This window comes from Cupriavidus sp. SS-3, assembly GCF_035818815.1.
Taxonomy (GTDB): domain Bacteria; phylum Pseudomonadota; class Gammaproteobacteria; order Burkholderiales; family Burkholderiaceae; genus Cupriavidus; species Cupriavidus taiwanensis_C.
In genome coordinates this window covers 47716-72988 of the sequence record NZ_JAYLVT010000001.1, presented here as the reverse complement: position 1 = coordinate 72988, position 25273 = coordinate 47716, and the positions used below count along the sequence as shown (strand labels likewise).

Annotated in this window: 23 protein-coding genes; 12 read left to right on the top strand and 11 right to left on the bottom strand. The window is 69.7% G+C overall.

Annotation, left to right across the window (positions count from 1 at the left end; all coding sequences use genetic code 11):
- The first annotated feature begins 93 nt into the window (after positions 1–93).
- Positions 94–864, top strand: a complete 771-nt coding sequence (locus tag U9J39_RS00300; protein WP_018006019.1) for a ferredoxin--NADP reductase — start codon at positions 94–96, stop codon at positions 862–864.
- Between the two features lie 58 nt (positions 865–922).
- On the opposite strand, the gene fumC is transcribed toward U9J39_RS00300, so the two are convergent.
- Positions 923–2326 (bottom strand): class II fumarate hydratase, encoded by a 1404-nt coding sequence (gene fumC, locus U9J39_RS00295; RefSeq protein WP_326346263.1) that lies wholly within the window; start codon positions 2324–2326, stop codon positions 923–925.
- 138 nt (positions 2327–2464) lie between these two features.
- Here fumC and U9J39_RS00290 point away from each other — a divergent pair, with 138 nt between their 5' ends.
- The gene (locus U9J39_RS00290; protein WP_115711869.1) at positions 2465–3349 is read left to right on the top strand and encodes a LysR family transcriptional regulator; all 885 of its coding nucleotides are present in this window, start codon (positions 2465–2467) and stop codon (positions 3347–3349) included.
- Between the two features lie 33 nt (positions 3350–3382).
- Here U9J39_RS00290 and U9J39_RS00285 read toward each other — a convergent pair whose 3' ends face one another.
- Positions 3383–3733, bottom strand: a complete 351-nt coding sequence (locus U9J39_RS00285; protein ID WP_012354956.1) for a four-helix bundle copper-binding protein — start codon at positions 3731–3733, stop codon at positions 3383–3385.
- Between the two features lie 325 nt (positions 3734–4058).
- Here U9J39_RS00285 and U9J39_RS00280 point away from each other — a divergent pair, with 325 nt between their 5' ends.
- Positions 4059–4433: a hypothetical protein gene (locus U9J39_RS00280; protein WP_062804036.1), complete on the top strand. Its 375-nt coding sequence runs from the start codon at positions 4059–4061 to the stop codon at positions 4431–4433.
- On the opposite strand, the gene U9J39_RS00275 is transcribed toward U9J39_RS00280, so the two are convergent.
- Positions 4427–6442 carry a sensor domain-containing diguanylate cyclase gene (locus tag U9J39_RS00275; protein ID WP_326346262.1) on the bottom strand — a complete coding sequence of 672 codons (2016 nt, stop codon included), beginning with the start codon at positions 6440–6442 and terminating at the stop codon, positions 4427–4429. The genes U9J39_RS00280 and U9J39_RS00275 overlap by 7 nt on opposite strands.
- A gap of 262 nt (positions 6443–6704) precedes the next feature.
- On the opposite strand from U9J39_RS00275, the gene U9J39_RS00270 reads away from it, so the two are divergent.
- The 4 genes from U9J39_RS00270 to U9J39_RS00255 all read left to right on the top strand — a co-directional run bounded on the left by U9J39_RS00270 (position 6705) and on the right by U9J39_RS00255 (position 13972).
- Positions 6705–9920, top strand: coding sequence for a bifunctional diguanylate cyclase/phosphodiesterase (locus U9J39_RS00270; RefSeq protein WP_326346261.1), 3216 nt, complete (start codon positions 6705–6707; stop codon positions 9918–9920).
- A gap of 132 nt (positions 9921–10052) precedes the next feature.
- Entirely contained in the window at positions 10053–11147 is a 1095-nt protein-coding gene (locus U9J39_RS00265; RefSeq protein WP_326346523.1) for a putative 2-aminoethylphosphonate ABC transporter ATP-binding protein, read from the top strand.
- Positions 11144–12871, top strand: a complete 1728-nt coding sequence (locus tag U9J39_RS00260; RefSeq protein ID WP_326346260.1) for a putative 2-aminoethylphosphonate ABC transporter permease subunit — start codon at positions 11144–11146, stop codon at positions 12869–12871. Before U9J39_RS00265 ends, U9J39_RS00260 begins: the two co-directional genes overlap by 4 nt.
- A gap of 66 nt (positions 12872–12937) precedes the next feature.
- The gene (locus U9J39_RS00255) at positions 12938–13972 is read left to right on the top strand and encodes a putative 2-aminoethylphosphonate ABC transporter substrate-binding protein (RefSeq protein WP_326346259.1); all 1035 of its coding nucleotides are present in this window, start codon (positions 12938–12940) and stop codon (positions 13970–13972) included.
- A 90-nt stretch (positions 13973–14062) separates the two neighbouring features.
- Here the strand turns inward: U9J39_RS00255 and U9J39_RS00250 are convergent, their stop codons facing one another.
- On the bottom strand, positions 14063–14386 hold the full coding sequence (locus U9J39_RS00250; RefSeq protein ID WP_115682144.1) for a PadR family transcriptional regulator: 324 nt from the start codon (positions 14384–14386) through the stop codon (positions 14063–14065).
- 505 nt (positions 14387–14891) lie between these two features.
- On the opposite strand from U9J39_RS00250, the gene U9J39_RS00245 reads away from it, so the two are divergent.
- Positions 14892–15821 (top strand): DMT family transporter, encoded by a 930-nt coding sequence (locus U9J39_RS00245; protein WP_116313683.1) that lies wholly within the window; start codon positions 14892–14894, stop codon positions 15819–15821.
- Between the two features lie 84 nt (positions 15822–15905).
- On the opposite strand, the gene U9J39_RS00240 is transcribed toward U9J39_RS00245, so the two are convergent.
- From U9J39_RS00240 to U9J39_RS00225, 4 genes are all read right to left on the bottom strand, one after another.
- Positions 15906–16163: a hypothetical protein gene (locus U9J39_RS00240; protein WP_062804044.1), complete on the bottom strand. Its 258-nt coding sequence runs from the start codon at positions 16161–16163 to the stop codon at positions 15906–15908.
- A gap of 37 nt (positions 16164–16200) precedes the next feature.
- Complete coding sequence (gene fur / locus U9J39_RS00235) at positions 16201–16689, bottom strand: ferric iron uptake transcriptional regulator (protein WP_326346258.1); 489 nt, start codon at positions 16687–16689, stop codon at positions 16201–16203.
- Positions 16690–17197: 508 nt separating this feature from the next.
- Complete coding sequence (gene ggt / locus U9J39_RS00230; RefSeq protein WP_326346257.1) at positions 17198–18805, bottom strand: gamma-glutamyltransferase; 1608 nt, start codon at positions 18803–18805, stop codon at positions 17198–17200.
- Positions 18806–18848: 43 nt separating this feature from the next.
- The gene (locus U9J39_RS00225; protein ID WP_115711884.1) at positions 18849–19832 is read right to left on the bottom strand and encodes a Bug family tripartite tricarboxylate transporter substrate binding protein; all 984 of its coding nucleotides are present in this window, start codon (positions 19830–19832) and stop codon (positions 18849–18851) included.
- Positions 19833–19953: 121 nt separating this feature from the next.
- Here U9J39_RS00225 and U9J39_RS00220 point away from each other — a divergent pair, with 121 nt between their 5' ends.
- The 3 genes from U9J39_RS00220 to U9J39_RS00210 all read left to right on the top strand — a co-directional run bounded on the left by U9J39_RS00220 (position 19954) and on the right by U9J39_RS00210 (position 21962).
- The gene (locus tag U9J39_RS00220; RefSeq protein ID WP_240987744.1) at positions 19954–20919 is read left to right on the top strand and encodes a LysR family transcriptional regulator; all 966 of its coding nucleotides are present in this window, start codon (positions 19954–19956) and stop codon (positions 20917–20919) included.
- Between the two features lie 209 nt (positions 20920–21128).
- Positions 21129–21479, top strand: coding sequence for a hydroxyquinol 1,2-dioxygenase (locus U9J39_RS00215; RefSeq protein ID WP_115682150.1), 351 nt, complete (start codon positions 21129–21131; stop codon positions 21477–21479).
- A gap of 63 nt (positions 21480–21542) precedes the next feature.
- Entirely contained in the window at positions 21543–21962 is a 420-nt protein-coding gene (locus U9J39_RS00210; RefSeq protein ID WP_326346256.1) for an organic hydroperoxide resistance protein, read from the top strand.
- 89 nt (positions 21963–22051) lie between these two features.
- Here U9J39_RS00210 and U9J39_RS00205 read toward each other — a convergent pair whose 3' ends face one another.
- Positions 22052–22762, bottom strand: a complete 711-nt coding sequence (locus U9J39_RS00205) for an SDR family NAD(P)-dependent oxidoreductase (RefSeq protein WP_115682151.1) — start codon at positions 22760–22762, stop codon at positions 22052–22054.
- Positions 22763–22992: 230 nt separating this feature from the next.
- Between U9J39_RS00205 and U9J39_RS00200 the strand changes: the two genes are divergently transcribed.
- Positions 22993–23904, top strand: a complete 912-nt coding sequence (locus U9J39_RS00200) for a LysR family transcriptional regulator (protein WP_326346255.1) — start codon at positions 22993–22995, stop codon at positions 23902–23904.
- An 8-nt stretch (positions 23905–23912) separates the two neighbouring features.
- On the opposite strand, the gene U9J39_RS00195 is transcribed toward U9J39_RS00200, so the two are convergent.
- On the bottom strand, positions 23913–24377 hold the full coding sequence (locus U9J39_RS00195) for a RidA family protein (protein ID WP_116313681.1): 465 nt from the start codon (positions 24375–24377) through the stop codon (positions 23913–23915).
- Positions 24378–24523: 146 nt separating this feature from the next.
- Positions 24524–25273: a creatininase family protein gene (locus tag U9J39_RS00190; protein ID WP_115711888.1), complete on the bottom strand. Its 750-nt coding sequence runs from the start codon at positions 25271–25273 to the stop codon at positions 24524–24526.

Sequence of the window (25273 nt, the reverse complement as noted above, 5' to 3'; positions counted from 1 at the left end):
GCTCCGCCTGCGCCGAGCCGGGGCTTGCGTTAAGATCGCTTCCTTCCCAGCCGTTTTTTTGGCGCGCCGTCGCGCTGCATTCCGCGTCTTGCCATGAGCAATCTGAACCAGCAATCGATCCTTTCCGTCCATCACTGGACCGACACCCTTTTCAGCTTCACCTGCACGCGCGACCCCGGTTTCCGCTTTGAAAACGGCCAGTTCGCCATGGTCGGCCTGGAAGTGAATGGCCGCCCGCTGCTGCGCGCCTACAGCATTGCCAGCGCCAACTATGAAGAGACGCTGGAATTCTTCAGCATCAAGGTGCCCGACGGCCCGCTGACCTCGCGCCTGCAGCACCTGCGCGAAGGCGACCAGATCTACGTTGGCAAGAAGCCGACCGGCACGCTGCTGGTGGACAACCTGCTGCCCGGCAAGACCCTGTGGCTGCTGGCCACCGGCACCGGCCTGGCGCCGTTCCTGTCGATCATCCGTGACCCCGACGTCTACGAGCGCTACGACAGGGTGGTGCTGACCCATACCTGCCGCTTCGTCGAAGAGCTGGCCTACCGCGAGCTGATCCAGGAACACCTGCCCCAGCACGAGCACCTGGGCGAGCTGGTGCGCGAAAAGCTGGTGTACTTCCCGACCGTGACCCGCGAAGAGTTCGACAACCGCGGCCGCATCACCGACCTGATCGCCTCGGGCGAGCTGTTCGAGCGCCTGGACATGGCGCCGTTCTCGACCGAGAACGACCGAATCATGCTGTGCGGCAGCCCGGATATGCTGAAGGACGTGCGCGCCATCCTCGAAGCGCGCGGCTTTGCCGAAGGCAATATGAGCCACCCCGGCCATTTCGTGCTGGAAAAGGCCTTCGTCGGCTGACGCCGGCCCGCCCCGGCGCGGTTCCGCGCCGGGCGCCTCTGTTTCAAGCCCGCACGCGCTACACCTCGCGCGTCATCCCCTTCAGGTCGATCCACTCGGCAAACTGCGCCTCGGTGACATGCCCGGACGCGATCGCGGCCTCGCGCAGCGACAGGTTGCGCTTGACCGCCAGCTTGGCGATTTCCGCGGCGCGGTCGTAGCCGATATGCGGATTGAGCGCGGTCACCGGCATCAGCGAGCGCTCCAGCAGTTCGGCGATGCGCTCGCGGTCGGCCTCGACCCCCTCGACCATATGCTCGGCGAAGCTCGAGGCCGCGCCCGCCAGCAGGCTCACCGATTGCAGCAGGCTGTAGATGATCACCGGCTTGTAGGCGTTCAGCTCGAGCGTGCCCAGTCCGTTCGCCAGCGTCACCGTGGTGTGGTTGCCGATCACGCGGCAGCACACCATCGCCAGCGCCTCGGCCTGGGTCGGGTTGACCTTGCCCGGCATGATCGAAGAGCCCGGCTCGTTGGCCGGCAGCACCAGCTCGGCAAAGCCGGCGCGCGGCCCGGAGCCCAGCAGCATGAAATCGCGCGCGATCTTCAGGAATGACGACGCAGTGGTGTTGAGCGCGCCCGACAAGTCGGCCAGCGCATCGTGCGCGGCCTGCAACGCATAGCGGTTGGGCGCGGGCTCGAACGGCAGGCCGGTGTAGTCGGCCAGCGCGCGCGCAAAGGCGGCGGCAAAGCCGTGCGGCGCGTTCAGGCCGGTGCCCACCGCGGTGCCGCCCTGCGCCACCGGCATCGCGCGCAGCATGGCCTGCTGCAGGCGCGACTGCGCATCGGCCACCTGCGCCATGTAGCCGGAGAACTCCTGCCCCAGCGTCAGCGGCACCGCGTCCTGCAGGTGCGTGCGGCCTACCTTGACGATATCGGCAAAGGCCTCGACCTTGCGCGCGAAGGTTTGCTGCAGCTGCTCCAGCGCCGGCAGCAGTTGCTGCTGGATCGCGCGCGTGGCGGCAATGTGCATCGCGGTGGGGAAGCTGTCGTTGGACGACTGGCTGGCGTTGACGTGGTCGTTCGGGTGCACCGGGGTCTTGCTGCCGACCTCGCCGCCCAGCAGCTGGATGGCGCGGTTGGCGATGACCTCGTTCAGGTTCATGTTGGTCTGCGTGCCGGAGCCGGTCTGCCACACCGACAGCGGGAACTCGTCGGGCCAGCGGCCTTCGATGACCTCGGCGGCGGCCTGCTCGATGGCATGCGCGAGTTCGGGCGGCAGCACGCCCAGTTCGCCGTTGGCGCGCGCCGCGCACAGCTTCAGGATGGCAAAGGCCTCGATCAGCGCGGGCGGCATCTTCTCGGTGCCGATGCGGAAGTTCTGGCGCGAGCGCTCGGTCTGCGCCCCCCACAAATGGTCGGCGGGCACGGGCACGTCGCCCAGGCTGTCTTTTTCGATGCGGGTGGCGGTGGACGGGGAAGGCATGGGTTGACTCCTTGGCAAGGCGGCGGGCGGCTGGGCCGGAGGACGTGGTGCGGTCCATTAGAATACCGCTTCGCCATGGCGGGTGCCCGCGCCCAGCCGTCCTGCCGCGTGGCCGGCGTTCGCGACTTGTCCCGCCGCATGCTCATCGCCCAGCTCAAATCCTTCTTCATGGTGGCCCGCATCGGCAGCGTCACCCAGGCGGCCAAGCGCCTGGGCCTGTCGCAGCCCACCATCACCGCGCAGATCCGCGCGCTGGAAGAGGCCTACGGGGTCGAGCTGTTCCACCGCGGCGGGCGCCGGCTGGCGCTGTCCGACGCCGGGCTGGCACTGCTGCCGCGAGTCGAGGCGCTGGTGCAGCAGGAAACCGAGATCGACTTCTTCCTGCGCCATTCGGGCGACCTGCGCACCGGCAGCCTGCGCGTGGGCGCCACCGCGCCGTACTACGTGCTGGAACTGATCCGCCGCTTCAGCGAGCGTTTTCCCGCGATCGACGTCAGCGTGGTCACCGGCAACTCGCAGGAGGTGCTGGAGGCGCTGCAGGAATACCGCGTCGACCTTGCCACCTCGTCGCAGCGCGTCGACGACGCGCGCCTGTCGCGCATGCTGCTGGGCGTCGATCCGCTGATGCTGGTGGTGCACCGCACCCATGCGCTGGCCGGCCATACCGAAGTGCCGGTGAGCGCGCTGGCGAACTGCCGGCTGCTGATGCGCGAGCTGGGCTCGACCACGCGCATCGCTACCGAGGACATGCTGGCGCAGGCGCGCGTCAGCCCGGCGGCGCAGATGGAAATCGGCAGCCGGGAATCGATCCGCGAAGCGGTGATCCGCAACCTGGGCGTTTCGGTGATTGCCCGGCACGAGGTGCCAAGCCATCCCGACCTGCGCGTGCTGGGCTTCACCGATGCCGCGCCGTGCCTGCACGAATACCTGTACTGCCTGCGCGAGCGGCGCGGCGCGCGGCTGATCGATGCCTTCGTCGCGCTGGCGGACACACCGGCCGCGCAGGCGCCCGGCGGGGATTGAGCGAGCGCGAGCCTGGGGCGCGCGGCGCCGGCGCTACGCTGTCATTTTCAGGCACTGCTCCATGCAGACGGCGCAGGCGCGCGCGCATTCCTGGCAATGCTCGGCGTCATGGCGCTCGCATTCTTCCTTGCACCACTTGCAGACCTCGGCGCAGTCCTCGCACACCAGCGGCGCGAACTCGCTGTTGCGCAGCATGTAGGACGCGGCCAGCTGGGCGATGCCGGCGCAATCCATGTCCAGCGCAATGCAGCGCGCCATCTTGCGCACGTCCTGTTCTTCCAGGCAGGCGGCCGCGCACTTGAGGGCGGCCGCCGCCGCGGCATTGCAGGCGGCAATGCAGTCGGCGTAGCGGGCGGCGTTTTCCTGCACGGTGGGTCGGATCATGGAACGTCCTCCTTCGGGGGTAGGTGGATGGAACCGGCATGCCCGCGGTGCGGCAGGCGGCGCATCCGCGCCCGCACGGGGCATCGTTATCCACAATAGCAGGCGCTGCCGCTTCCTGTCGGCCCGGTATTTGCAGCGCCGCGCTGGTTACAATGCCGGGTAGGCGCGGCCGGCAGGCGCCGGCTCGCAGGCATCGCGGCCGTCACCTGGCCACGGTCCGGGGCACCACCGGCCCGCATTGCGCATCTAACAGGCACGGCACCGGCCCGAGCGGCCGGCCGCTGCAAACACACACACACCGGCAGCACGGGGAAGGAAGGACATCATGGGCGAGGCAAAACGGCGGGGTACCCCCGAGGAGCGTGCGGCACAGGCACGCGCAAAGATCGAGGCCTTGCGCCCCGCCCAGCTGGTGTGCGGGCACTGCAAGACCGCGTTTGCACAGTTCGACGCACTCGACGTGCCGGGCCTCCCCGGCATCGACGCGGTGTTCGGTGGCGAATGCCCGAACTGCGGCAACGACGTGGTGGTGTTCAAGGGTGCGCCAGAGGCCGTCGCCCAGGCCATGATCGCCTGGGAAAAGATGCTGGGCGCCGACGCCCAGCTCGGCTACCAGTCGAGCGACGGCCGCCACGTGCCGTTCGAGCCCGAGGGCGCGGCCGGCGCGGTGCCGGACAAGCCCGCGGGCACGCTTCACTGAGCCGGGAACGGCCCCGCGTGCTGCGGGCTGGGTTGGTCCGCCAGTTCGGGCGGACCGATCTCGTAGCGGCCGCGGCCCGCGCCCTTGGCGCGGTATAGCAGCACGTCGGCGAGCCGCATCAGCTCGTGGTCCTGCGCCGGGCCACCGCGGTACAGCGCCACGCCGATGCTGACATCGACGTCGGCGCGCACGCCCTCGAAGCTGAAGGGAACGTCCATCGCCTGCAGGATCGCTTGCGCGACCCGGCGCGCGGCGGCGGGCTGCGCCAGGTCTTCGAGCACCACGGCGAACTCGTCGCCGCCCAGCCGGGCCACGGTATCGCTGTCGCGCACGCAGCGGCGCACGCGCTGCGCGAAGTCCTGCAGCAGCAGGTCGCCGGCGGCGTGGCCGTGGATATCGTTGACCGCCTTGAAGCGGTCCATGTCCAGATACAGCAGCGCCATCAGCGCGCCCTGCTCGCGGCTGCGCGCCATGGCCGCGTGCAGCTGGCCTTCGAAGGCGCTGCGGTTGAGCAGCTGGGTCAGGTGGTCGGTGCGCGACATGCGCGCCAGGCGCTGGGTCTCGAGCTTGCGCTGGGTGATGTCCTGCACGTGGACATGCACGCCCACCACTTCGCTGCCGTCGGCGCTCCATTCCGGGCGCAGGCTGGTTTCCATGCAGTGGTAGTCGGGGCCTTCGTCCTCGGTTTCAAAGGTCACCGCGCTGCCGGCCAGCGCGCGCTCCAGGAACGGCCGCACGCGCGCGAAGCGGGCCTCGCCCAGCACCTCGCGCATGGGCTTGCCGCGCAGCTCTTCGGGCTTCAGGCCGAACACGCGCTCATAGGCCAGGTTGTTGAACACATAGCGCGCTTCGGTATCGACAAAGGCCAGCAGCGACGGCAGCGTGTCGGTCACCGCGCGCAGCCGGCGCTCGCTGCGGTCCAGCGCCTGGCGGCGCTCGCGCACGTCGCGCATCAGCTTGATGAAGGCGCGCGTCAGGTCGCCGATCTCGTCGCGCTGCTGGCGCGTGGGCAGGCGCTCGAACGCGGACAGGTCGTTGGCGCTGGCCAGCACCACCCGGTGCAGGCGCGACAGCGGCGTCAGCTGGCGCCGCACCGCCAGCCAGATCAGCAGCGCCACCCCGGCCATCGCCACCCCCGCCATGCCGAGGAAGCGCTGCTGCATCTGCCGCAGCGGCGCGTAGGCTTCGCGCGCCGGCAGCAATGCCACCAGTTCCCAGCCGGTGCTCGACATCAGGTAGCGCGCGATCACCGGCCGCGCCGGCGTCAGGAATTCCAGCGGGGCGGGGCTGTCGTCCTCGCCGCAGGTGTCGGCCACGGGCCGTGCCGGCTGGCGTGCCTGCGCGGGATCGGGATGGCGCACGTAGACCGGCTCGCGGCCGGCCGAGACCAGGCAGTAGTAGCCGGTGGTGCCGAGCCGGTTGTGCAGGATGTCGACCAGGAAGTTGGCGCTGGACAGGTCCAGCCATCCGCCCACCAGGCCCAGGAAGCCGCGCTGCGGCGACAGCACCGGCACCGCCACCAGCACGCCCATCTGGCCACTGGTGCGCGAGCGGATCGGCGGCGATACCACCGGCGCCAGCGTGCGCGCCGCCTCGCGGAAGTAATCGCGGTCGCGGACTTCGGCGCCGTCGCCCTGGCCGCTGAGGACATTGCCGTGCCGGTCGGCGACCAGCAGCGCGTTGAATGCCGCCGGCACCGGGATCGCGGCGGACAGCGCCTGCAGCGCGCGCTGCCGCGCCGCCGCAGCGTGCGCGCCGTGCGCCTGCGCCATCAGGTCGCCGAGCTGGCCGGCCTGGTGCGACAGCAGCTGGATGCGGTCGTTCATGGCCGTGTCGAGCTGGTTGGCGGTCAGCTTGACCACGGAATCCTGCTGGCCCTCGAGCGCATCGTGCAGATCGCTGTGCGCGTCATACAGGGCGATCAGTATGATGCCGGTGCCGAACACCGCGGCCAGCACGGTGGTGATGATCGCAATGCGCGCTTTCAGCGTGGGCGTGTAAACGGGCATGTCGGGTGCAGTGGGGGCGCAAGGGCAGCGAGGCACAGCGCGGGCTTGTCGCAAACTGCAGGTCGAGTCTCGGGTGCAACCCTACCATACCCCTGCCTTGGTGGGGCATCGGGCATTTCCCCCGCGCTCGTGTCCATGCCGCGGCGGGGCTGTGCGCGCTGCCTGCGCCACGGTATAGTCCCCCGCTAAGGCGAAGGCCGGCCGCGTGGCGGCAAGCCTGCGCAGGGGCGGTGCCCCTGCCGCATGCCGGAACCCCCCGACCATGAGACTGACTTCGCTTTCCCCCGCCCTGTTGTCATTGCTGGTCGCGGCCGGCGGCGCGCTGCTGACGGCGGGGGCATGGCTGCAGGCCGACCGGCTCGAGCGCCGCGCCGCCCAGCAGCACTTCGACGCGCTGCTGGCGCAAGCGGGCAGCGCGCTGCGCGAGCGCATGCTGGAGAACGAACGGCTGCTGCGCGGCGTGGCCGCGGTGATGACGGCCAATCCCGGCACCTCGCGCGCGCAATGGCGCAACTACCTCTATACCGCGCAGCGCGACGACCTGCCGGCCGGCACCCAGGCCATCGGCTATGCGCCGCTCGCCACGCCACGGCAGTTGCCGCAACTGGTGCAGGCCGCCCGCGCCGACGGCCTTGCCGATTTCAGCGTCCATCCCGCCGGCGCGCGCGAGCTGTACGCGCCCATTCTCTACATCGATCCGCTGGACGGGCGCAGCATGCGCATCGCCGGTTTCGACATGCTGTCCGAGCCCACCCGCCTGGCCGCGCTCGAAGCCGCGCGCGACAGCGGCGAGCCGCGCCTGAGCGCCGGCCTGGACCCGATCGGCGAAGTCGCAGCCACGGGGGCCGTGGCGCGCCAGCGCGGCGCGCTGGTGTTCCTGCCGGTCTATGGCGGCGGTGCTGCGGTCGGCACGGTGGCGCAGCGGCGCGAAGCCGTGCTGGGCTACGTCTACCTGTCGCTGCGTTTGGGCGACCTGATGCGCGCGGTCGGGGCCTCGGCGTCGAACGAGCTCGAGTTGTCGCTGCACGAGGGCGGCCCCGCCGCTGCCGGCGCGCTGCTGTCGGGCGGCCCCACCGAAGGCGAGCTGCGCGAGGACGGCAGCGCGCCGTTGCTGCGGGGCGAGCGCCAGTTCCAGTACGGTGGCCGCAGCTGGACGCTGCGCGCCGCTACCCGTCCGGCCTTCGAAGCCGCGCATGGCCCGCGGCCCGCGTTGCTGCTGCCGGCCGCGGGTGCGCTGGCGACGCTGCTGCTGGCCTGGCTGACCCATGCGCTGGCGCGCCAGGGCCGCGCCGCGCGCCAGCGCGAGGCGCGGGCCGTGCACGGCTGGGAGGACGACAGCGCCATGCTGCAGGCCTGCCTGGCGCAGTCCGCCGACGGCTTTGTCGTGACCGATGCGCACGGCGTGGTGGTGCGCGCCAGCGAGCGCGCCGGGCAATTGCTGGGCACCGATGCCAGGCGCCTGGCCGGACGCAGCCTGGACGCGCTGATTCCCGGCGCCGCCGGCGTGATGCCCGCCGACGCCGCGGCGGGTTCCGCGATCCACCGCGAACTGGCCGGCGTGCGTGCCGACGGCGACAGCTTTGCGCTGCGCGTCAGCGTCGCGCCCCTGCCCGCCGGCGACGGCGCCGCGCCGCACTGGCTGTGGGCGGTCACCGACCTTGCGCCCGAGCGGCGCGCGCAGGACGCCGCCGCGGTGCAGGCGGCGCGCTATGCCGGCCTGCTCGACCATGCTGCCTTCTGCGTCATCACCTTCGACGAGCACGGGATGATCACCGGCATCAACGCGGCCGGCCAGCGCATGCTGTGGTACAGCAGTGCCGAACTGGTCGGCCACATGCCCATGACCGGCCTGCATGTCGCCACCGAACTGGCCGACCACGCGCGCGCACTGAGCGCCGAGCTGGGCGCGCCGGTGCCGCCGGGACTGACCGCGCTGCTGGCCAAGCCGCGGCTGGGGCTGACCGATGAACGCGAATGGACCTGGGTGCGCAAGGGCGGCTCGCGCATGCCGGTGCGGCTGGCGGTGTCCGCGTTGCCGGTGCCCGCCTCGCCGGTGAGTGCAAGCGCCGTGCCGTCGCCCGGCTACCAGGCGATCGGCCATGACCTGACCGAGCGCCTGCGCGTGGACGAATACATCCGCCACCTGGCACTGCACGATCCGCTGACCGGCCTGCCCAACCGCGCCGAGCTGAGCGAGCGCGCCCAGGCCTTGCTGTTGCACGCGCGCACCCGCGGCGAGCGCGTCGCGCTGCTGCTGCTCGACCTGGACCACTTCAAGCGCATCAACGATTCGCTCGGCCACCCGGTGGGCGACGACGTGCTGCGCACCATGGCCGACCGCATCAAGGGCACGGTGCGCCAGGGCGACCTGGTGGCGCGCATGGGCGGCGACGAGTTCGGCGTGGTGCTGGGCGGCCTGCGCCACGACAGCGAAGCCGAGCTGATCGCCGCCAAGATCCAGGCGCGCGTCAATGAAGAACTTTTGGCCGGCGGCCAGCGGCTGCGCGTGACGCCGTCGATCGGCATGGCGGTGTTTCCCGACGACGGCGACACGCTGATCGAACTGCTCAAGTCCGCCGACTCCGCCGTCTACGCCGCCAAGCAGAGCGGGCGCGCGCAGCTGTGCCGCTTTGCCAGCGCCATGGCCGAGGCCTCGCTGACGCGCTTCACCATCGAAGGCCTGCTGCGGCGGGCGCTGGCCGCCAACGAATTCCGGCTGCGCTACCAGCCGATCGTCGATACCGCCACGCTGGCCATCCCCGCGGTCGAGGCGCTGATCACCTGGGAGACCGCCGAGCGCGGTGCAATGCAGCCGTCCGAGTTCATCCCCATTGCCGAGCAGAGCGGCCTGGTGGTGCCGCTGGGCGAATGGGCCCTGGCTACCGCCTGCCGCGAGATCCAGGCCTTGCGCGAGGAACTGGGCCGCGAGCTCGAGGTGGCGGTCAATATCTCGCCGCTGCAGCTGCGCCAGGCCGACTTCCCCGACACCGTGGCGCGCTGCCTGCAGCAGGCCGGCCTGCCGCCGCAGGGGCTGGTGATCGAGGTCACCGAGGGTATCCTGGTCGATGGCGGCGAGACCACCATCGAAACCTTCCGCCGCCTGCGCGAACTGGGCGTGGGGCTGTCGATCGACGACTTCGGTACCGGCTACTCGGGGCTCAATTACCTGACCCGCCTGCCGATCAGCCGGCTCAAGATCGACAAGTCCTTCGTCGACGGCGTGGATACACCCGGCCACGACCAGGCCGTGGCCGCGGCCATCATCGCGCTGGGGCACCAGCTGCATCTCAAGGTGATCGCCGAAGGGGTGGAGACCGCGGCGCAGTTTGCCTTCCTGCGCGCGCAGGGATGCGACGGGCTGCAGGGCTTCCTGTTCAGCCAGGGCGTGCCGCAGCAGGCGCTGCGCGAGGTGCTGCGCAAGCCGCTGCCGGTGCCGGACACGGACATGTCGATCGCCTCCCCACCGCAGCAGGCCTGACTCGCGCACCGCGCGGCGCATCCCAAATCCCCCGATACCTCCATCGAAAACCTTTGCCGATCTGCCATATGGCTGGCATCTGCGCTGCCTATGCTGGCGGCCAATTCGATCGAGATGCAGGGAGATTCGGTGATGCAGGCAGGCAAGCCAACGCAGGGCAGGGCGTTCCTGGCCGTGGAGCAGGTCAGCAAGCGCTTCGGCGGTTTCGTCGCTCTGGATGGCGTGTCGCTGTCGGTGGGGCAGGGCGAGCTGCTGTGCCTGCTGGGCCCGTCCGGCTGCGGCAAGACCACGCTGCTGCGCATCATCGCCGGCCTGGAGCGCGAGGACGCCGGCCGCATCCACGCCGGCGCGCGCGAACTGACCGGCCTGCCGCCGCAGGCGCGCGACTACGGCATCCTGTTCCAGTCCTACGCGCTGTTCCCCAACCTGACCGTGGCGCAGAACGTTGCCTACGGCCTGCACGGGCGCGGCATGGGGCGCGCGCACCGCGACGCGCGCGTGGCCGAGATGCTCGACCTGGTCGGCCTGGCCGGCAGCGAACGCAAGTTTCCGGGGCAGCTTTCCGGCGGCCAGCAGCAGCGGGTGGCGATGGCCCGCGCGCTGGCGCCGGCGCCGTCGCTGCTGCTGCTGGATGAGCCGATGTCGGCGCTCGACGCGCGCGTGCGCGAGCACCTGCGCGTGGAGCTGCGCCAGCTGCAGCGCCGACTGAACATCACCACCGTGATGGTCACGCACGACCAGGAAGAGGCCATGACCATGGCCGACCGCATCGCCGTGATGGATGGCGGACGCATCGTGCAGGCGGGCACGCCCGCCGAGATCTACGAGCAGCCGGCGTCGGCCTTCGTCGCCGGCTTTGTCGGGCAGGCCAACTGGCTGCCCGGGCACGGCGCGCCGGCCGGGCGCTTCACCATCGGCGAAGGCAGCCAGGCGGTCGAGTTGCAGGTCGACGCACCGCAGCCGCTGGCGGGCGCTGGCCGGCTGTGCTGCCGCCCGGAGGCGGTGCGGCTGGACCCGGACCCCGCCGAGCCCAACCGGCTGCTGGCGCGCGTGGTCGACCAGACCTACCTGGGCAACCGCTATCGTCTGGCGCTGGAAGCCGACCGCCTGCCCGGCCTGACGCTGTTTGCCGACGTGGCGCGCGAGGCGCGGCACCGGCTGCCGGAGCCGGGCGGCCACAAGTTCTGGATTGCCTTGCCGGCGCCGGCGCTGCGGGTGTTCGCATGACGCGCGCCGTCACCGCCTTGCTGCCGGCGCAGGCACCGGCGTCCCGGCAGCGCGGCACCGGCCTGCCCGCGCGGCTGGCGCACGGCGCCCCCGCGGCGATGAAGTGGCTGTGGCTGGCCGGGCTTGCCGTGGGCCTGCTGCTGCCGCTGCTGGCGCTGTTCCGCCAGGCCTGGTTCGATGGCGCGGGCCAGTGGGTGCTGGGCGCGCGCATGGCCGCGCTGGTATCCGGCCCCAACTTCCTGCCGATGCTCGGGCGCAGCGTGGCAGTGTCGCTCACGGTAGTGGCGCTGGTGGTGCCGCTGGCGTTCGGCTTTGCCTACGCGCTGCAGCGTTCCTGCATCGCGCTGCGGCCGCTGTGGCGCGGCATTGCGCTGCTGCCGCTGTTCGCCCCGTCGCTGCTGCCGGCGATCGCGCTGGTCTATCTGTTCGGCAACCAGGGCATCTTCGGCGACGTGTTCGGCCCGGGCGGCATCTACGGCTTCTGGGGCATCGTGCTGGGCGAGGCCTTCTACACCTTCCCGCATGCGCTGATGGTGCTGGTGGCGACGCTGTCGCTGGCCGATGCACGCCTCTATGAAGCGGCACGCGCCATGGGCGCCGGCCCGTGGCGCACCTTCCGCACCGTGACGCTGCCGGGCGCGCGCCAGGGCCTGTTCGCCGCGGCGTGCCTGGTGCTGACGCTGGTGATCACGGACTTCGGCGTGCCCAAGGTGGTGGGCGGCGGCTTCCCGGTGCTGGCGCTCGAGGCGTACAAGGCCGTGGTGGGGCAGCAGCAGTTCGACCGCGGCGCGCTGATCGGCATGCTGCTGCTGGCACCCGCGCTGCTGACCTTCGCCGTCGACATGGCGCTGCAGCGGCGCCAGCGCACGCAGCTGGGCAGCCGCGCGCAGGTGTATGTGCCGGCGCCCGAGCGCGGCCGCGACAGCGCCTGCCTGCTGCTGGTGCTGGCCATCAGCGCCGCGCTGCTGGCGGTGGTCGCCACCGCGGTGGGGGCGTCGCTGGTCAAGCTGTGGCCGTACAACCTGAGCCTGACGCTGGCGCACTACGACTTCGACAACATGGATGGCGGCGGCTGGCTGGCCTACCGCAACAGCCTGAAGCTGTCGGTATTGACCGCGCTGGCCGGCACCGTGGCGATCTTCCTCGGTGCCTGGCTGACGCTGCGCACACGCGGACCCGCATGGCTGCATGGCGTGCTGCGCGCCGGCTTCCTGCTGCCGATGGCGGTGCCGGGCCTGGTGCTGGGGCTGGGCTATGTGTTTTTCTTCAATGCGCCCGGCAATCCGCTGCATGCGCTGTACGGGACCATGGCGCTGCTGGTGCTGTGCAATGTCGCGCACTGCTACACCACCGGCCACCTGACCGCGGCCGCGGCACTGCGCCAGCTCGACCACGAGTTCGAGGCCGCCGCGCTGTCGCTGGGCGTGGCGCCGCTGCTGACGTGCTGGCGCGTGACCGTGCCGGTGTGCCTGCCGGCGCTGCTCGACATCTTCCGCTACCTGTTCGTGTCGTCGATGACGACGGTCTCGGCGGTGATCTTCCTGTACAGCCCCGACACCGTGCTGGCCGCGATCTCGGTGCTGAACATGGACGATGCCGGCGATACCGCGCCCGCCGCGGCGATGTCGACGCTGATCCTGCTCACCGCCGTGCTGGCGGCGCTGTTGCTGCACGCGCTGTCGGCCGGCTGGCTGCGCCGCGCGCAACGCTGGCGCGCCGGCTGAAACTTCCCGTTTTGTCATCCCGCTGCACTGCGCATTACACACTGACCGATTCCAAAGGAGGAAACCATGTCCCGCATCACCCGCCTTTCCGCGGCCATTGCAACCGTGGCCGTCGCCACGCTGCCGCTGCTGGCCGGCCACGCCGCCGCCGCCACCGTGCTGACCGTCTACACCGCGCTCGAAGCCGACCAGATCGCCGCCTACAAGGCCGCGTTCGAGAAGGTGCATCCCGATATCGAGATCAAGTGGGTGCGTGACTCCACCGGCATCGTCACCGCCAAGCTGCTGGCGGAAAAGGCCGCGCCGCGCGCCGACGCGGTGTGGGGCCTGGCCGGCTCCAGCCTGGCGATCCTCGACAAGGAAGGCATGCTCGACCCGTACGCGCCGAAGAACCTGGCCGCGATCGATGCCAGGTACCGCAGCCCCGCCAACCCGCCGGCATGGGTCGGCATGGACGTGTGGGGCGCGGCGATCTGCTTCAACACGGTCGAGGCGCAGAAGCAGGGCCTGCCCAGGCCGACTTCGTGGGCCGACCTGACCAAGCCGGTCTATGCCGGCAAGGTGGTGATGCCGCATCCGGCCTCGTCGGGCACGGGCTTTCTCGACGTCAGCGCATGGCTGCAGATGAAGGGCGAGCAGAAGGGCTGGCAGTACATGGACGCGCTGCACAAGAACATCGGCCTGTACACGCACTCGGGTTCCAAGCCGTGCAAGATGGCCGCGCAGGGCGAGTTCCCGATCGGCATTGCGTTCGAGTACCGCGCCATGAAGTCGAAGAAGGAAGGCGCGCCGATCGATATCGTCCTGCCCAGCGAAGGCCTGGGCTGGGACATCGAGGCCACCGCCATCGTCAAGGGCACGAAGCATCTCGATGCGGCACGCAAGCTGGCCGACTTCTCGGCGTCGCGCGAGGCCATGGCGCTGTATGAAAAGAACTTCGCGGTGCTGGCCGTGCCTGGCATCGCCAAGCCCGACGCGCTGCTGCCGGCGGACTACGAGAAGCGCCTGATCAGGAACGACTTCCGCTGGGCCAGCGATAACCGCGACCGCATCCTGGCCGAATGGAGCAAGCGCTACGAAGGGAAGGCGGAGAAGAAGTAAGACGGTTGGGCCGGGTGCCGCTGCAGCGCCAAAGCAGCTCGCAGAAACGGGTACGCTGGCGGCGCCGCGGCCGCCCGTCCCGGCCCCGTTTCAGGCCCGGCGTTGCGCGTCGTCGGTCGCGGGCAGGCCGGCGTGCAGGCGGCGGTAGAGTTCGTCGATGCGCTGGCGGCTGGCCTGCAGTTCTTCGCGGCCGCGTTCGGTCAGCAGGTAGACCCGGCCGATGCCGTCGCGCAGCACGCTTTCCAGGTAGCCTTCCATTTGCAGCGCCCGCAGCAGCGGACGCACCGAGCCGATATCGACCTGGAAGCCGTATTCCAGCAGCATGTCGGCCAGCATGGCCACGGTGGCGGGGACTTCCAGCGCGAATTGCAGGACGTAGACGCGGGCCAGCAGGCCCAGGAACTGTCGTTTCATGTGGATTGGCAACGCGGCCGACGCCGCGCCGGTTGACGCAGGATGCGGGCATTGGGATGCCGGCAGCGCCGCGGGACGGGGCCAATGGGGATGTCGCCGGCCGGTGCGCCGGGCAACGCGCATCTTACCGGAACAAAAAAAGAAGCCGCCAGGAGGCCTGGCGGCTTGTCGGGAATGCGTCGGAGGGGTCAATTAACTCTGGCGCAGACCAGATTTTAATTTAATCGAATGCGGATTGTCACGCGTCGGCGACGCGTCCCCTCCTGCGGGGGGAGCGGATGAAAGCTCCCGGTAAGGAAGTGACGTATTTGCGTGACATTGTGGCGTAAAAGGCTCTCAATTGTCGCGTAAATCCGCGAACGTGCCGCGCATCCCATGGCCCGGTAGGTGCTCCGCTCGGCGCCTGCCGGACCACAGGTCCGAATCCGGCTTGCGGGCGGCCCCGCACCGGCGTCCAATGCGGCATCGCTGATCCTGCCGGCGGGGGGCGCCCCTCGCCCGACCGATGAAACCCCTCGACCTGCTTCGCTTGCTGGCCCTGGCCGCCCTCTGGGGCGGCAGCTTCCTCTTCATCCGCATTGGCGCGCCGGTGCTGGGGCCGCTGCCGACGGCCTTCGTGCGCGTGCTGATCGGCGCGCTGACGCTGGCGGCGTGCCTGCCGCTACTCGGCCTGCGCTGGGACATGCAGGGCAAATGGCCGGCAGTGCTGGCGCTGGGCGTGGTCAACTCGGGCATTCCGTTCGCGATGTACGCCGTGGCGGCGCTGTGGCTGCCGGCCGGTTACTCGGCGGTGTTCAACGCCATGACCCCGCTGATGGGCGTGGCGATCGGCGCGCTGGCCTTTGCGGAACCGCTGACGCGGGCGAAGGCCTTGGGGGTGGTGCTGGGCGTCGCGGGGGTGGGAGTGCTGACGCGTACCGGGCCGGTGGCCTTTTCCACGGAGGTCCTGCTGGGCGCGCTGGCTTGCCTGTTCGCCACGGCGTGCTACGGCCTGGCCGGCTTTCTCGCGCGGCGCTGGATCACGCAACGCGGCGGGCTGGACAGCCGGCTGGTCGCGGCCGGCAGCCTGGTCGGCGCGGGCGCCTTTCTGCTTCCCTTCTGCGCCGTGGCACTGTGGCGCCACAACACGCTGCCCGATGCCGGCGCCGGCGTGTGGACGGCGATGGTCGGCCTCGGCACGCTGTGCACGGCACTGGCCTACATCCTGTATTACCGGCTGATCGCCGACCTGGGCCCGGTGCGCTCGCTGACCGTCACCTTCCTGATCCCGCCGTTCGGCATGGTCTGGGGCGCGCTGTTCCTGGGCGAGACGCTGTCGTGGGCGCATGCCGCCGGCGGCACGCTGATCGGCATGGCGGTGTGGCTGGTACTGCGGCCGGGGGCTGCCCGGCAAACGGGCAGCAGCCATACCGCCGCAGCTGGCGTTGAACGTTGACGCGGGCCAGATAAGAAAAACGCGGGTTGCCGCAGCGCTCGGCATCACGGCGGCACAACTCGATATCTGACCTGCGCGGCCGGTTCAGGCCTGCGCCGCGGTGCCCACGTTGTACTGCTCGCGCACCATCATCACCACGCGACGGGCCTGGCGCCAGTGGCGCACGGCGTCGGCTTCGCTGCGTTCGGGGAAATCGACCTCGGCGCTCCAGTTGCAGCCGGTGTGGTCGGGGCGGTGCACGCACACCGCGCGCAGCTGGCAGTCCTGGCAGCCAGGTTCCTGGCGCAGGCACAGGTTGATCAGGTGCTTCAGTTCGGACAGGGGTTTGGTCAGGCGCTCCATGGATGGCTCCGTCAGGCGCGCAACATGCGGCGGGGGATCAGGCGCTGGCCGGCAGTTCCGGCACGCGCGCTTCGTCGGCGGCGCCGGCGCGGCATTGCGGGCACACGCCATACAGCACCAGCATATGCTCGCGCAGCTCAAAGGCGTTGTCGGCGGCGACCTGGCGCTGGCGCTGCTCGATGCGCTCGTCGCGGAATTCCTCCACGCGGCCGCACGCCACGCAGATCAGGTGGTCGTGGTGACCGCCTTCGTTCAGTTCAAATACGGCGTGGTCCGACTCGAAGCTGTGGCGCAGCAGGATATCGGCCTGCACCAGCTGGTTGAGCACGCGATAGACCGTCGACAGCCCGGCATCCTCGTCCTGCGTCAGCAGGATGCGGTAGACATCTTCCGCGCTCAGGTGGCGCCTGGCGCTGGTGCGGAACACTTCGAGGATGCGCATCCGCGGCGACGTCGCCTTCAGGCCGGCGCGCTTGAGATGGATCGGGTTGGTGCTCTCGGATGACATGGCGGATGGCATAGGCATGCTGCGGCTGGCGCCCCGCAGTCAGGGCGGCGCCCGGCCTGGCGCCGCACGGGGCACGGCGTCAGTGGCTTGGCGGAATTTCAGGCGGGAAGCGCCAGGGCCGGCCGGGCGCTGGCGCCCTCGTCCCTGGCGGCGCGACGTGCCTGCACGGCGCGCGGAATAAAAAGGTGGCCTGGCTTGCCGCCGGAAGACGCGATCGGGAAAGCGGGGTCTGGTTGCTTTCCCGATCTTCCGGAGACTGGCTACTACCAAACGCTCCGCGTGACGGAGCGGTCCCCACAAAAGTCGGTATCGAAGGCCGCGAGGACGGCATCCGGAAATCTGTCCTGCCTGCCAGCGCTGGGTGCCGACGCGTGCCGCGCGGTGCCAGCCTGGCCGGTCTGCCCGCGCCGTCCGGTGCTTGCTTCGGTGCACCGTGCGTCAGGCAGTGATCGAATAGTAAATGGGAATCGATCTCATTACAAGGAAAATTTTTCGGCAGGCGTGATTTCCGTTCTGCGACACCCGCTCAGGCGATCGCCGTCTCCAGCGCCACCCCGTCGCGCCCGGGGTCCGCGCCGCCATCGAGCTCGCCGTTCACAAGCCGGATCGCGTGCACCCAGGCAATGGTGTAGTTGTACGGATTGCGAATCACCTCATAGCCTTGCGCTTCCAGTTCCGCGGTGAGATAGCGCGGAATCCGGTTGCAGACGTCGATGGCATTGCTGGTCGACGAGAAGCGTGGCGCCGACACGGCGGGCTGCATCGCCATGCCGAAGTCCACCACGTTCAGGATGGCCTGCAGCACGCCCATCGCGATCTGGGTGCCGCCCGGTGCGCCAAGCACGATCTCCGGTTTGCCGTCGCGGAACACGATCGAAGGGCACGACGAGGTGAAGCGCCGCTTGCCCGGCGCGATGCTGCCCGCGCGGCCCGGGCGCGGATCGAACACGCCCATGCAGCCGTTGTGCAGGAAGCCGAGGCCCGGCGTCATGACCCCCGACGGCATCGCCAGCGAATGCGTCAGCGCAATGCAGTTGCCCTCGCCATCGACCACCGACAGATGCGTGGTATCGCGCGGCACCACATGGCCGGGATTGACGCGGGCAATGTCGATCCTGTCGCCGGTAACGATGCCCGCGGCGAGCTCGCGGGCATAGCCCTTGTCGAGCAGGCGCGCCAGCGGCACCTCGACAAAGGCCGGATCGCCGACGTGCAGATCCTTGTCGCGCGTGGCCGCCTTCATCGCCTCGCAGACAATGCGCAGGTATTCCGCGGTGTTGTGGCCGATCCGGGCCAGGTCGAAGCGCTCGAGGATGTTCAGCATCTCGATCAGCATCACGCCGCCGCCCGGCGGCTGGTTGGTGGTGATGGTGCGGTCGCGATAGGTGCCGGCCAGCGGCGCGGTGCGCTCGACCCGGTAGCCCGCCAGGTCCGCGCGCGACAGCAGCCCGCCGTTGGCCTCCATGTCGGCGACGATGCGCCCGGCGATATCGTGCAGATAGAACGCGTCCGCGCCCTCGCGCGCGATCTGCTCGAGCGTGTCGCCGAAATCTGGATTGTGCAGCGGCGTGCCGATGGTCTTGGGCGAGCCGTCTTCACGGCAATAGAGGCGCCGGCCATCGGCGCTGTACGCCAGGCGTTCACGGTTGCTGGCGCGGCCCAGCGTGCCCTCGTCGATCCAGAACGAATACATCCCCGGCCGCACGAAATAGCCCTGGCGCGCCCAGCGGATCGCCGGCGCGATGACTTCCCGCCAGGGCAGCCTGCCGTAGCCGCGGTGAATCGCCTCCAGGCCGCGCAGCGTGCCCGGCGTGGCGACCGACTGGTAGCCGATGTCGTTGAGCCGGTCCTTGACGAAGAAGCCGAAGCCGTCGCGGGCCTCGCCTTCCAGCTTGTCGGCCCACATGTCCGGGGTGGCGCGTGCCGGCGCGGTGGCGTGGAAGTCGATGTACTCGTGTGCCTGGTGCGACGGCATATACACCGCGGCCGTGCCGAACCCGGCGATGCCGCACATCAGCGGATCGACCACGGCCTGGGCAAACGCGCAGGCGACCGCGGCGTCCGCCGCATTGCCGCCGGCCCGCAGGATTTCGATGCCTGCTTCCGCCGCCTCGGGCTGCGGGCAGACGACCATGCCTTTTTTCATTGTTACCTCGGGATCTGGTGTCGGGTGGGCTTCAGTTGGCGCGCAGGTTCAGGTCGCCGATGGCGTCCTTCCACTTGACCGTGTCGCGCGCGGTCAGCTCGGCCAGCTTGCCGACCGGGCCTGGCATCGGCGTGACCTGCATCGCGCGGAGCTTGTCGACCACCGTGGGATCCGAGAGGAATTTCTGCGTGGCCGCATGCATGCGCCGGATCGGTTCCGCGGGCGTGCCGGCCTTGGCGGCGATGCCCGACCAGCCGATGTCCTCGAAGCCCTTCAGCCCGATTTCCGGCGCTGCCGGCACGTCGGGCAGGTCCGGCACGCGTTTGGCGGCGAACACCACCAGCGGCACCAATTTGCCGGCGCGAATCTGCGGCAAGGCGGTGCTGAGCACCGGCGCCATCACCTGCGTTTCGCCCGAGACCGTGGCGATCACACCGTCAGGCTCGCCCTTGTAGGGGACGTGGGTCATGCGCAGGCCGCGCTGCTTGAGCAGCATCTCGACCACGAGGTGGGTCGAATTGCCAAGTCCCGACGAGGCGAAATTGATCGCACCGGGTTTGGCGCGCGCCGCTTCGCTGAGGTGGTCCAGCGTGCGTAGCCCGGTCTGCGGATTGGCCACCAGCACGAACGGCACGTTGGTCAGCGTCGCCACCGGTGTGAAATCCTTCTCGGGCGAATAGGCTAGCGGCGCGTAGGCGAACTTGTTCAGCACCATCTGCGACACGCCCGCCAGGAACAGCGTGCAGCCGTCCGCCGGTTGCGCCAGCACCGACTTGGCGGCGATGACGCCGCCGGCGCCGGGCTTGTTCTCCACCACCACCGTGGTGCCGAGTTCCTTGCCGGCATGCTCGGCCCACATGCGCGCGATGGTGTCGGTGCTGCCGCCGGCTTGCTGGGATACCACCAGGCGGATGGGCCGGTTCGAGCCCGCCTCGCCGCAGCTCCAGGCGGGCAGCGCCAAGCCCAGGCCGATTGCCGCCACGGCCAGGTGCGAAACAACTGAGAGTTTCTTCATAGGTATAAAGCCTGAGAACAATGTGAGGAAGCTGAGAAGGCCCGGGAACTCCTGAGCATTATTGAATTGGCTTACCATGAGCGCCAGTGAATTGTTCCGATAGATATATTAGTAAACACTCATGACTGAACCTGCGGATAGCGTGGCCTGGGCGCGCCGGCTGCGCATGCGGCATCTCGAATCCTTCCTGATCCTGCTGGACGCCGGGACGCTGTCCGCGGCGGCGCAGCGGCTGCACATGACGCAATCGGCGATGTCGCACTGGCTGGGCGAGATGGAAGCGCTCGCCGGCGCGCGGCTGCTGGTGCGCGGGCGGCGGCTGCAGCTCACGCCCGCCGGCGAGGCGGTGCGCAAGCTGGCGGTCCGCGTGCTGGGCGAGGTGTCGCGCGCACATGAAGAACTGGGCTCGATTGCCAAGGGCGCGGTGGCGCGGCTGCATGTGGGCAGCGTTTTTGCCGGCGTGGCGCACCTGGTGCCGCGCGCCATCGTCAGCTTCCAGCAGGCGCAGCCCAACGTGCAGATCGCGGTCACGGAAGGCGTCTTCAATACCTTGCTGGAGCGGCTCGAGCGGCGCGACTACGACGTCATCGTCGGCTCCATCGACGCGCGTGCCTATGGCCCCCACCTGGCGCACGAGGTGCTGTTCGAGGATGGCATCGGCGTGGTGGTGGCACGTCATCATCCGCTGGCCGGACGCCAGCGCATCGCCTGGCGCGACCTGTTCGATTTTCCGTGGGCGATGCCGCCGCGCGAAACGCTGATGCGGACCCGGCTCGACACCGTGCTGCTGGAACGCGGCGCTGCCGGGCTGCAGCCGCGCGTGGAAACCGGTTCCGTGCTGACGCTGGAGTCGGTGCTGCGCGGCACCGATTACATCGGGGTCTGTTCCGGCGCGATGGCGCGCCACCTCGAAGCGCTGGGTCTGCTGTGCGTGCTGCCGGTGGCCGACGCCGAATCGTTCGGGCCGGTGGGCGCGGTATGGCGCCAGGGCGGGGCGGGCGAGGTCGTGCACGCGTTTGTGCGCGCGCTGCGCGAGGAGGCAGGGCGTCTCGGCCTGGGTGCCGGGCAAGGCGCGGCAGCCAGTTAGCCGCGGCGACGGTCGCGCGCCAGGCCGTCACTTTGTACCGCTTTGTATCCCGCCTCCGCTGCGACACGGCGGCTGACAAAGGCGGCCCGCATTGGCTACATGGCCGATACACCGGTCACCTTAAATACGTTCCGTGGCCGCGGCGTCGGATACCCCGAAAGCGAAAGCCGGCCCGCTCAACCCTCAACGTGTACTTAAGGAAGCCGATCATGACTACCCAAATCGCCCGCCGCTTTGTCCTCGCCCTCGCCCTCGCTGCCGCCGCTGCCGGCGCCCAGGCCGCCAGCTTCTCTGCCGCCGGCGCACGCGACCCGTTCACCGACGGTGCCCGCAGCGCGGTGGATGCCCGCGACCCGTACAGCGAGGGCGCGCGCTCGGTGCAGGAGCCGCGCAGCCCGTACAGCGATGGCGCCCGCAGCGTCGATCCGTTCAGCGACGGTGCGCGCAACGTCGATCCCTACACCGACGGCGCCCGCTCCGTGGCCGGGCTCGACCGCAGCGGTGTGTCGGCGGACCCGGCGCGCAGCGTCGATCCGTATCTCGACGGCGCCTACGCCTGAGCCGTGCGGGCCGGCGCGCCGGCCTGCTTCATCACCACCAACACCATCCAACAGGAACCAGACATGACCCGTATCGAGAAAGTGCTGTACACCGGCAAGGTCCACATCACCGCGGGCGGCCGCGACGGCGAGGCGCGCAGCGACGACGGCCGCCTGAACCTGCAGCTGTCCTCGCCAGGCTCGCGCGGCGCGGGCACCAACCCGGAGCAATTGCTGGCAGCGGGCTGGTCGGCATGCTTTATCGGCGCGATCGGGCTGGCCGCCGGCAAGCGGCAGGTCAAGCTGCCGTCGGACCTGTCGGTCGACGCCGAGGTCGACCTGGGCACGGCGGGCGACGCCTACCTGCTGCAGGCCCGACTCAATGTCAGCATTCCCGGCATCGAGCGCGAGCTGGCGCAGGCACTGGTCGATACCGCGCACCAGACCTGCCCGTACTCCAAGGCGCTGGGCGGCAACATCCACGTCGAGACCCGGCTGGTCTGAAGCAAGGGGCTGCCTCATCGCGAGGCAGCCCCCATCCTGCATGTCATGACCGCGGCAGCCCTGGGCTGCCGCGGTCGCATGCCGCGTGGTCAATGGCCGGCGCTCTGCCCGCCGTCGACGTGCAGGATCTCGCCGGTCACGAACGGCGCCGAATCCAGGTACAGCACGGCGTCGACGATATCGCGCATCTCGCCCATATGGCCCATCGGGTGCAGCGCGCCCAGGGCCGCGTGGGTCTCGGCCGGGTGCATCGGCGACTTGATGATGCCGGGCGAGACGGCGTTGGCGCGGATGCCGGTGCGGGCGTATTCGATCGCCAGCGACCGGGTGGCCGCGTTCAGGCCGCCCTTGGTCAGTGACGCCAGCACCGATGGCACCCCGCTGAGGGCATGGTCGACCAGGCTGGTGGTGATGCTGACCACGTGGCCGCTGCGCTGTTTCTCCATCTCGGCGACGGCCAGCTGCGTGATATGGAAAAAGCCGGCCAGGTTGATGCCGGTGACCGCGGCGTAGTCCGCGCCGGTATAGCTGGTGAACGGCCTGGCGACGAAGATGCCGGCGTTGTTGACGAGCGTATCGATCCGGCCGAATCTGGCCACGCCCTCGGCGATGACGCGGCGCGCGGTGGCCGGGTCGGCCAGGTCTCCGGCGACGGCCAGCAGGTCTTGGTCTTCTGACGGCCGGATGCTGCGCGCCGTGGCGACGACGCGATCGCCGCGTTCGCGGAAGGCCTTGACCAGTTCCGCGCCGATGCCCTGCGATGCGCCTGTGATGACGACGACTTTCTGTGCTGCACTCATGTTTTCACCTCGATGTAGGTTGGTCCGGCTAGCGTGCCGATCGGGCCCGCGGCGCCGATGGGTTCCAATCTAGAGGCTCGGGTCGGGCTTTCGAAGGCACCGGCCGGACAAACAGTTATGCGCGGTGCGTACTAATGCACGGGCGCGTCAGTCGACTTCGTCGGGGCGCGAACCTATGATGGCGACTGCCCCGGATACCGGGCGAGGTCCGTCACCAGCAGGGGGAAGCCATGAAACGCCAATTCGATGACCTCCAGCTCGGCAGCATCGAACTGTTTTGCCTGGCCGCGGAACTGGGCAGCTTTACCGCGGCCGCGGTCGCCGCCGGCGTGACGCCGCCCGCAGTCAGCCGTACCGTGCAGCGATTGGAGGAGAGGCTTGGCGTGCGGCTGTTCGTGCGCACCACGCGGCAGATCCGCCTGACCGACGAAGGCCGCCTGTACTTCGAGCAGAGCCGCGCCGCGCTGGCGCAGCTGGTCGATGCCGAGCGGCAGATCGGCGGCCAGCATGCGACGCCGGCCGGGCGGCTGCGCATCAGCCTGCCGACGCCGTATGCCCACTACCGCGTGTTGCCAGTGCTGCCGGCATTCCGGGCCCGGTACCCGGAGGTCCAGATCGACGTGCACATCAGCAACCGCAATGTGGATTTCGCCGATGACACCTATGACCTGTGCGTGCGCGGACGCGCGCCGGACGACTCTAACCTGATCGCGCGCAAGCTCGAGGACGTCGAACTGGTGGTGGTGGCGGCGCCCGCGTACCTGCGGCAGGCCGGCACGCCGCAAACGCCGGAAGATCTGCTGCGGCATGAGTGCATCCAGTTCGAGCGCCCCAGCAGCGGACGCAGGATTCCCTGGACCCTCCAGGTCGACGGCACGGAAACCGATATCGTCACGACCGGCTCGTACACGGCGTCGGAGGATATCCTTGGCGGCGCCACGCTGGTGCGCGCCGGCGCCGGCCTGTTCCAGACCTATCGCTTCGTGGTGGAACAGGACCTGCGCGACGGCACGCTGGTGGAAGTGCTGCGCGAATACGGCGGCAGCGCGCGCCCGTTCGTGCTGCTATACCCGTCCGCGCGCCATGTCACGCGCCGGGTCCGGGTCTTCGTTGACTTCCTGCTCGAAAAATTCTCGGCGTAGCAGTCGGCTCATGCCGGCCGGACCTGGGCGATGACCACCAGGATCACGGCCGCGTTGCCCGGCTGCTGGAGGTGCGAAGAGATCGTGCGCGCGTGGCCGGCCTTGTCGCCCAGCACGTCGCGGAACAGGTCCGACGCCGCGTCGAGCACCGCCGGCTGCGCGAACCATCCGGGCGCGCTGGCAAGGTGGCCGTCGACCCGCACGAGGTGATCGAGCCGCGCAAAGCCGCCCAAGTGCGCGTCGATCTGCGCCAGCACATTGAGCGCGGCCAGTTCGGCGGCACGCCTGCCTTCGTCGACGCTCAGGTCCTTGCCGACCTGGCCCTGCCAGATCACCTTGCCGTCCTGCAGCGGCAGCTGCCCGGAAATAAACAGCAGGTCGCCGGCCTGGCTGACCGCGGTATAGCTGCCCAAAGGTTGAGGTGGTTGCGGCAGTGCCAGGCCGCGCGCCGCGAGTCGTTGCTGGACAGACATGGTGGCTCCCAATCCAAAGGTGTCATGGCTCACACGGCAGACTCTAGGGGCTCGCCGGCACGCGATAAAGCCATCGGCGGGAACAGGACTTGATACATGACGTAACCAGTCCCGGCCCGCAGCCCCCCATACGTCTGCCCGCGACCTCAGTCCGGCATCGGTTCGCGGCCGAACGCGTCCAGTTCCCGGACCAGGCTCTGCGCCGCCAGCCGGACCAGAGCAGCGCCTTTCTCGGCCGTTGCCAGTCCGGGGTCCGAGCCGATGCGGCCGTCCGGATAGCGCGCGCGGAAGTCCAGCGCCTCGCGTATCGGGCCGCTGGGCGCGATCCGTGGTGCATAGTCGGCATGCTTGCGCGCATCCGGAAAGGCCCACTGGGTGATCGCGATTTCGGAAGGCGTGGCGTGCGAGCCGTGGCCGGTCGGGAACTGGTCGCGCGCCAGCTCGCCCACGCCAGGCAGGTCCCACCAGTTGCACAGCTTCAGCGCAAAGCCGGCGCGGCGCCTGGCGAAGCTGGCTTCGGCGTAGAGCTCGGAGAAGGCCGCATCGATCGAGGCAACGTTGCCGCCATGGCCATTCAGGAACAGCAGCTTCTCGAAGCCATGTCCTGCCAGCGAGCGTACCCAGTCGCCGATCGCGGCGATGAAGGTCGACGGACGCAGCGAAATCGTCCCGGCGAATGCCAGGTGATGCTGCGCCATGCCGATATTGAAGGTCGGCGCCACCAGGATATCGGCCTGCTGCTCCGCCTCGCCGGCAATGATTTGCGGGCACAGCCAGTCGGTGCCGAGCAGCCCGGTCGGGCCATGTTGTTCGTTCGAGCCGATGGGGATCACGATGGTACGGCTGCGGCCCAGGTATTGCTCGATCTCCGCCCAGGTTGAAAGATGAAGTTGCAC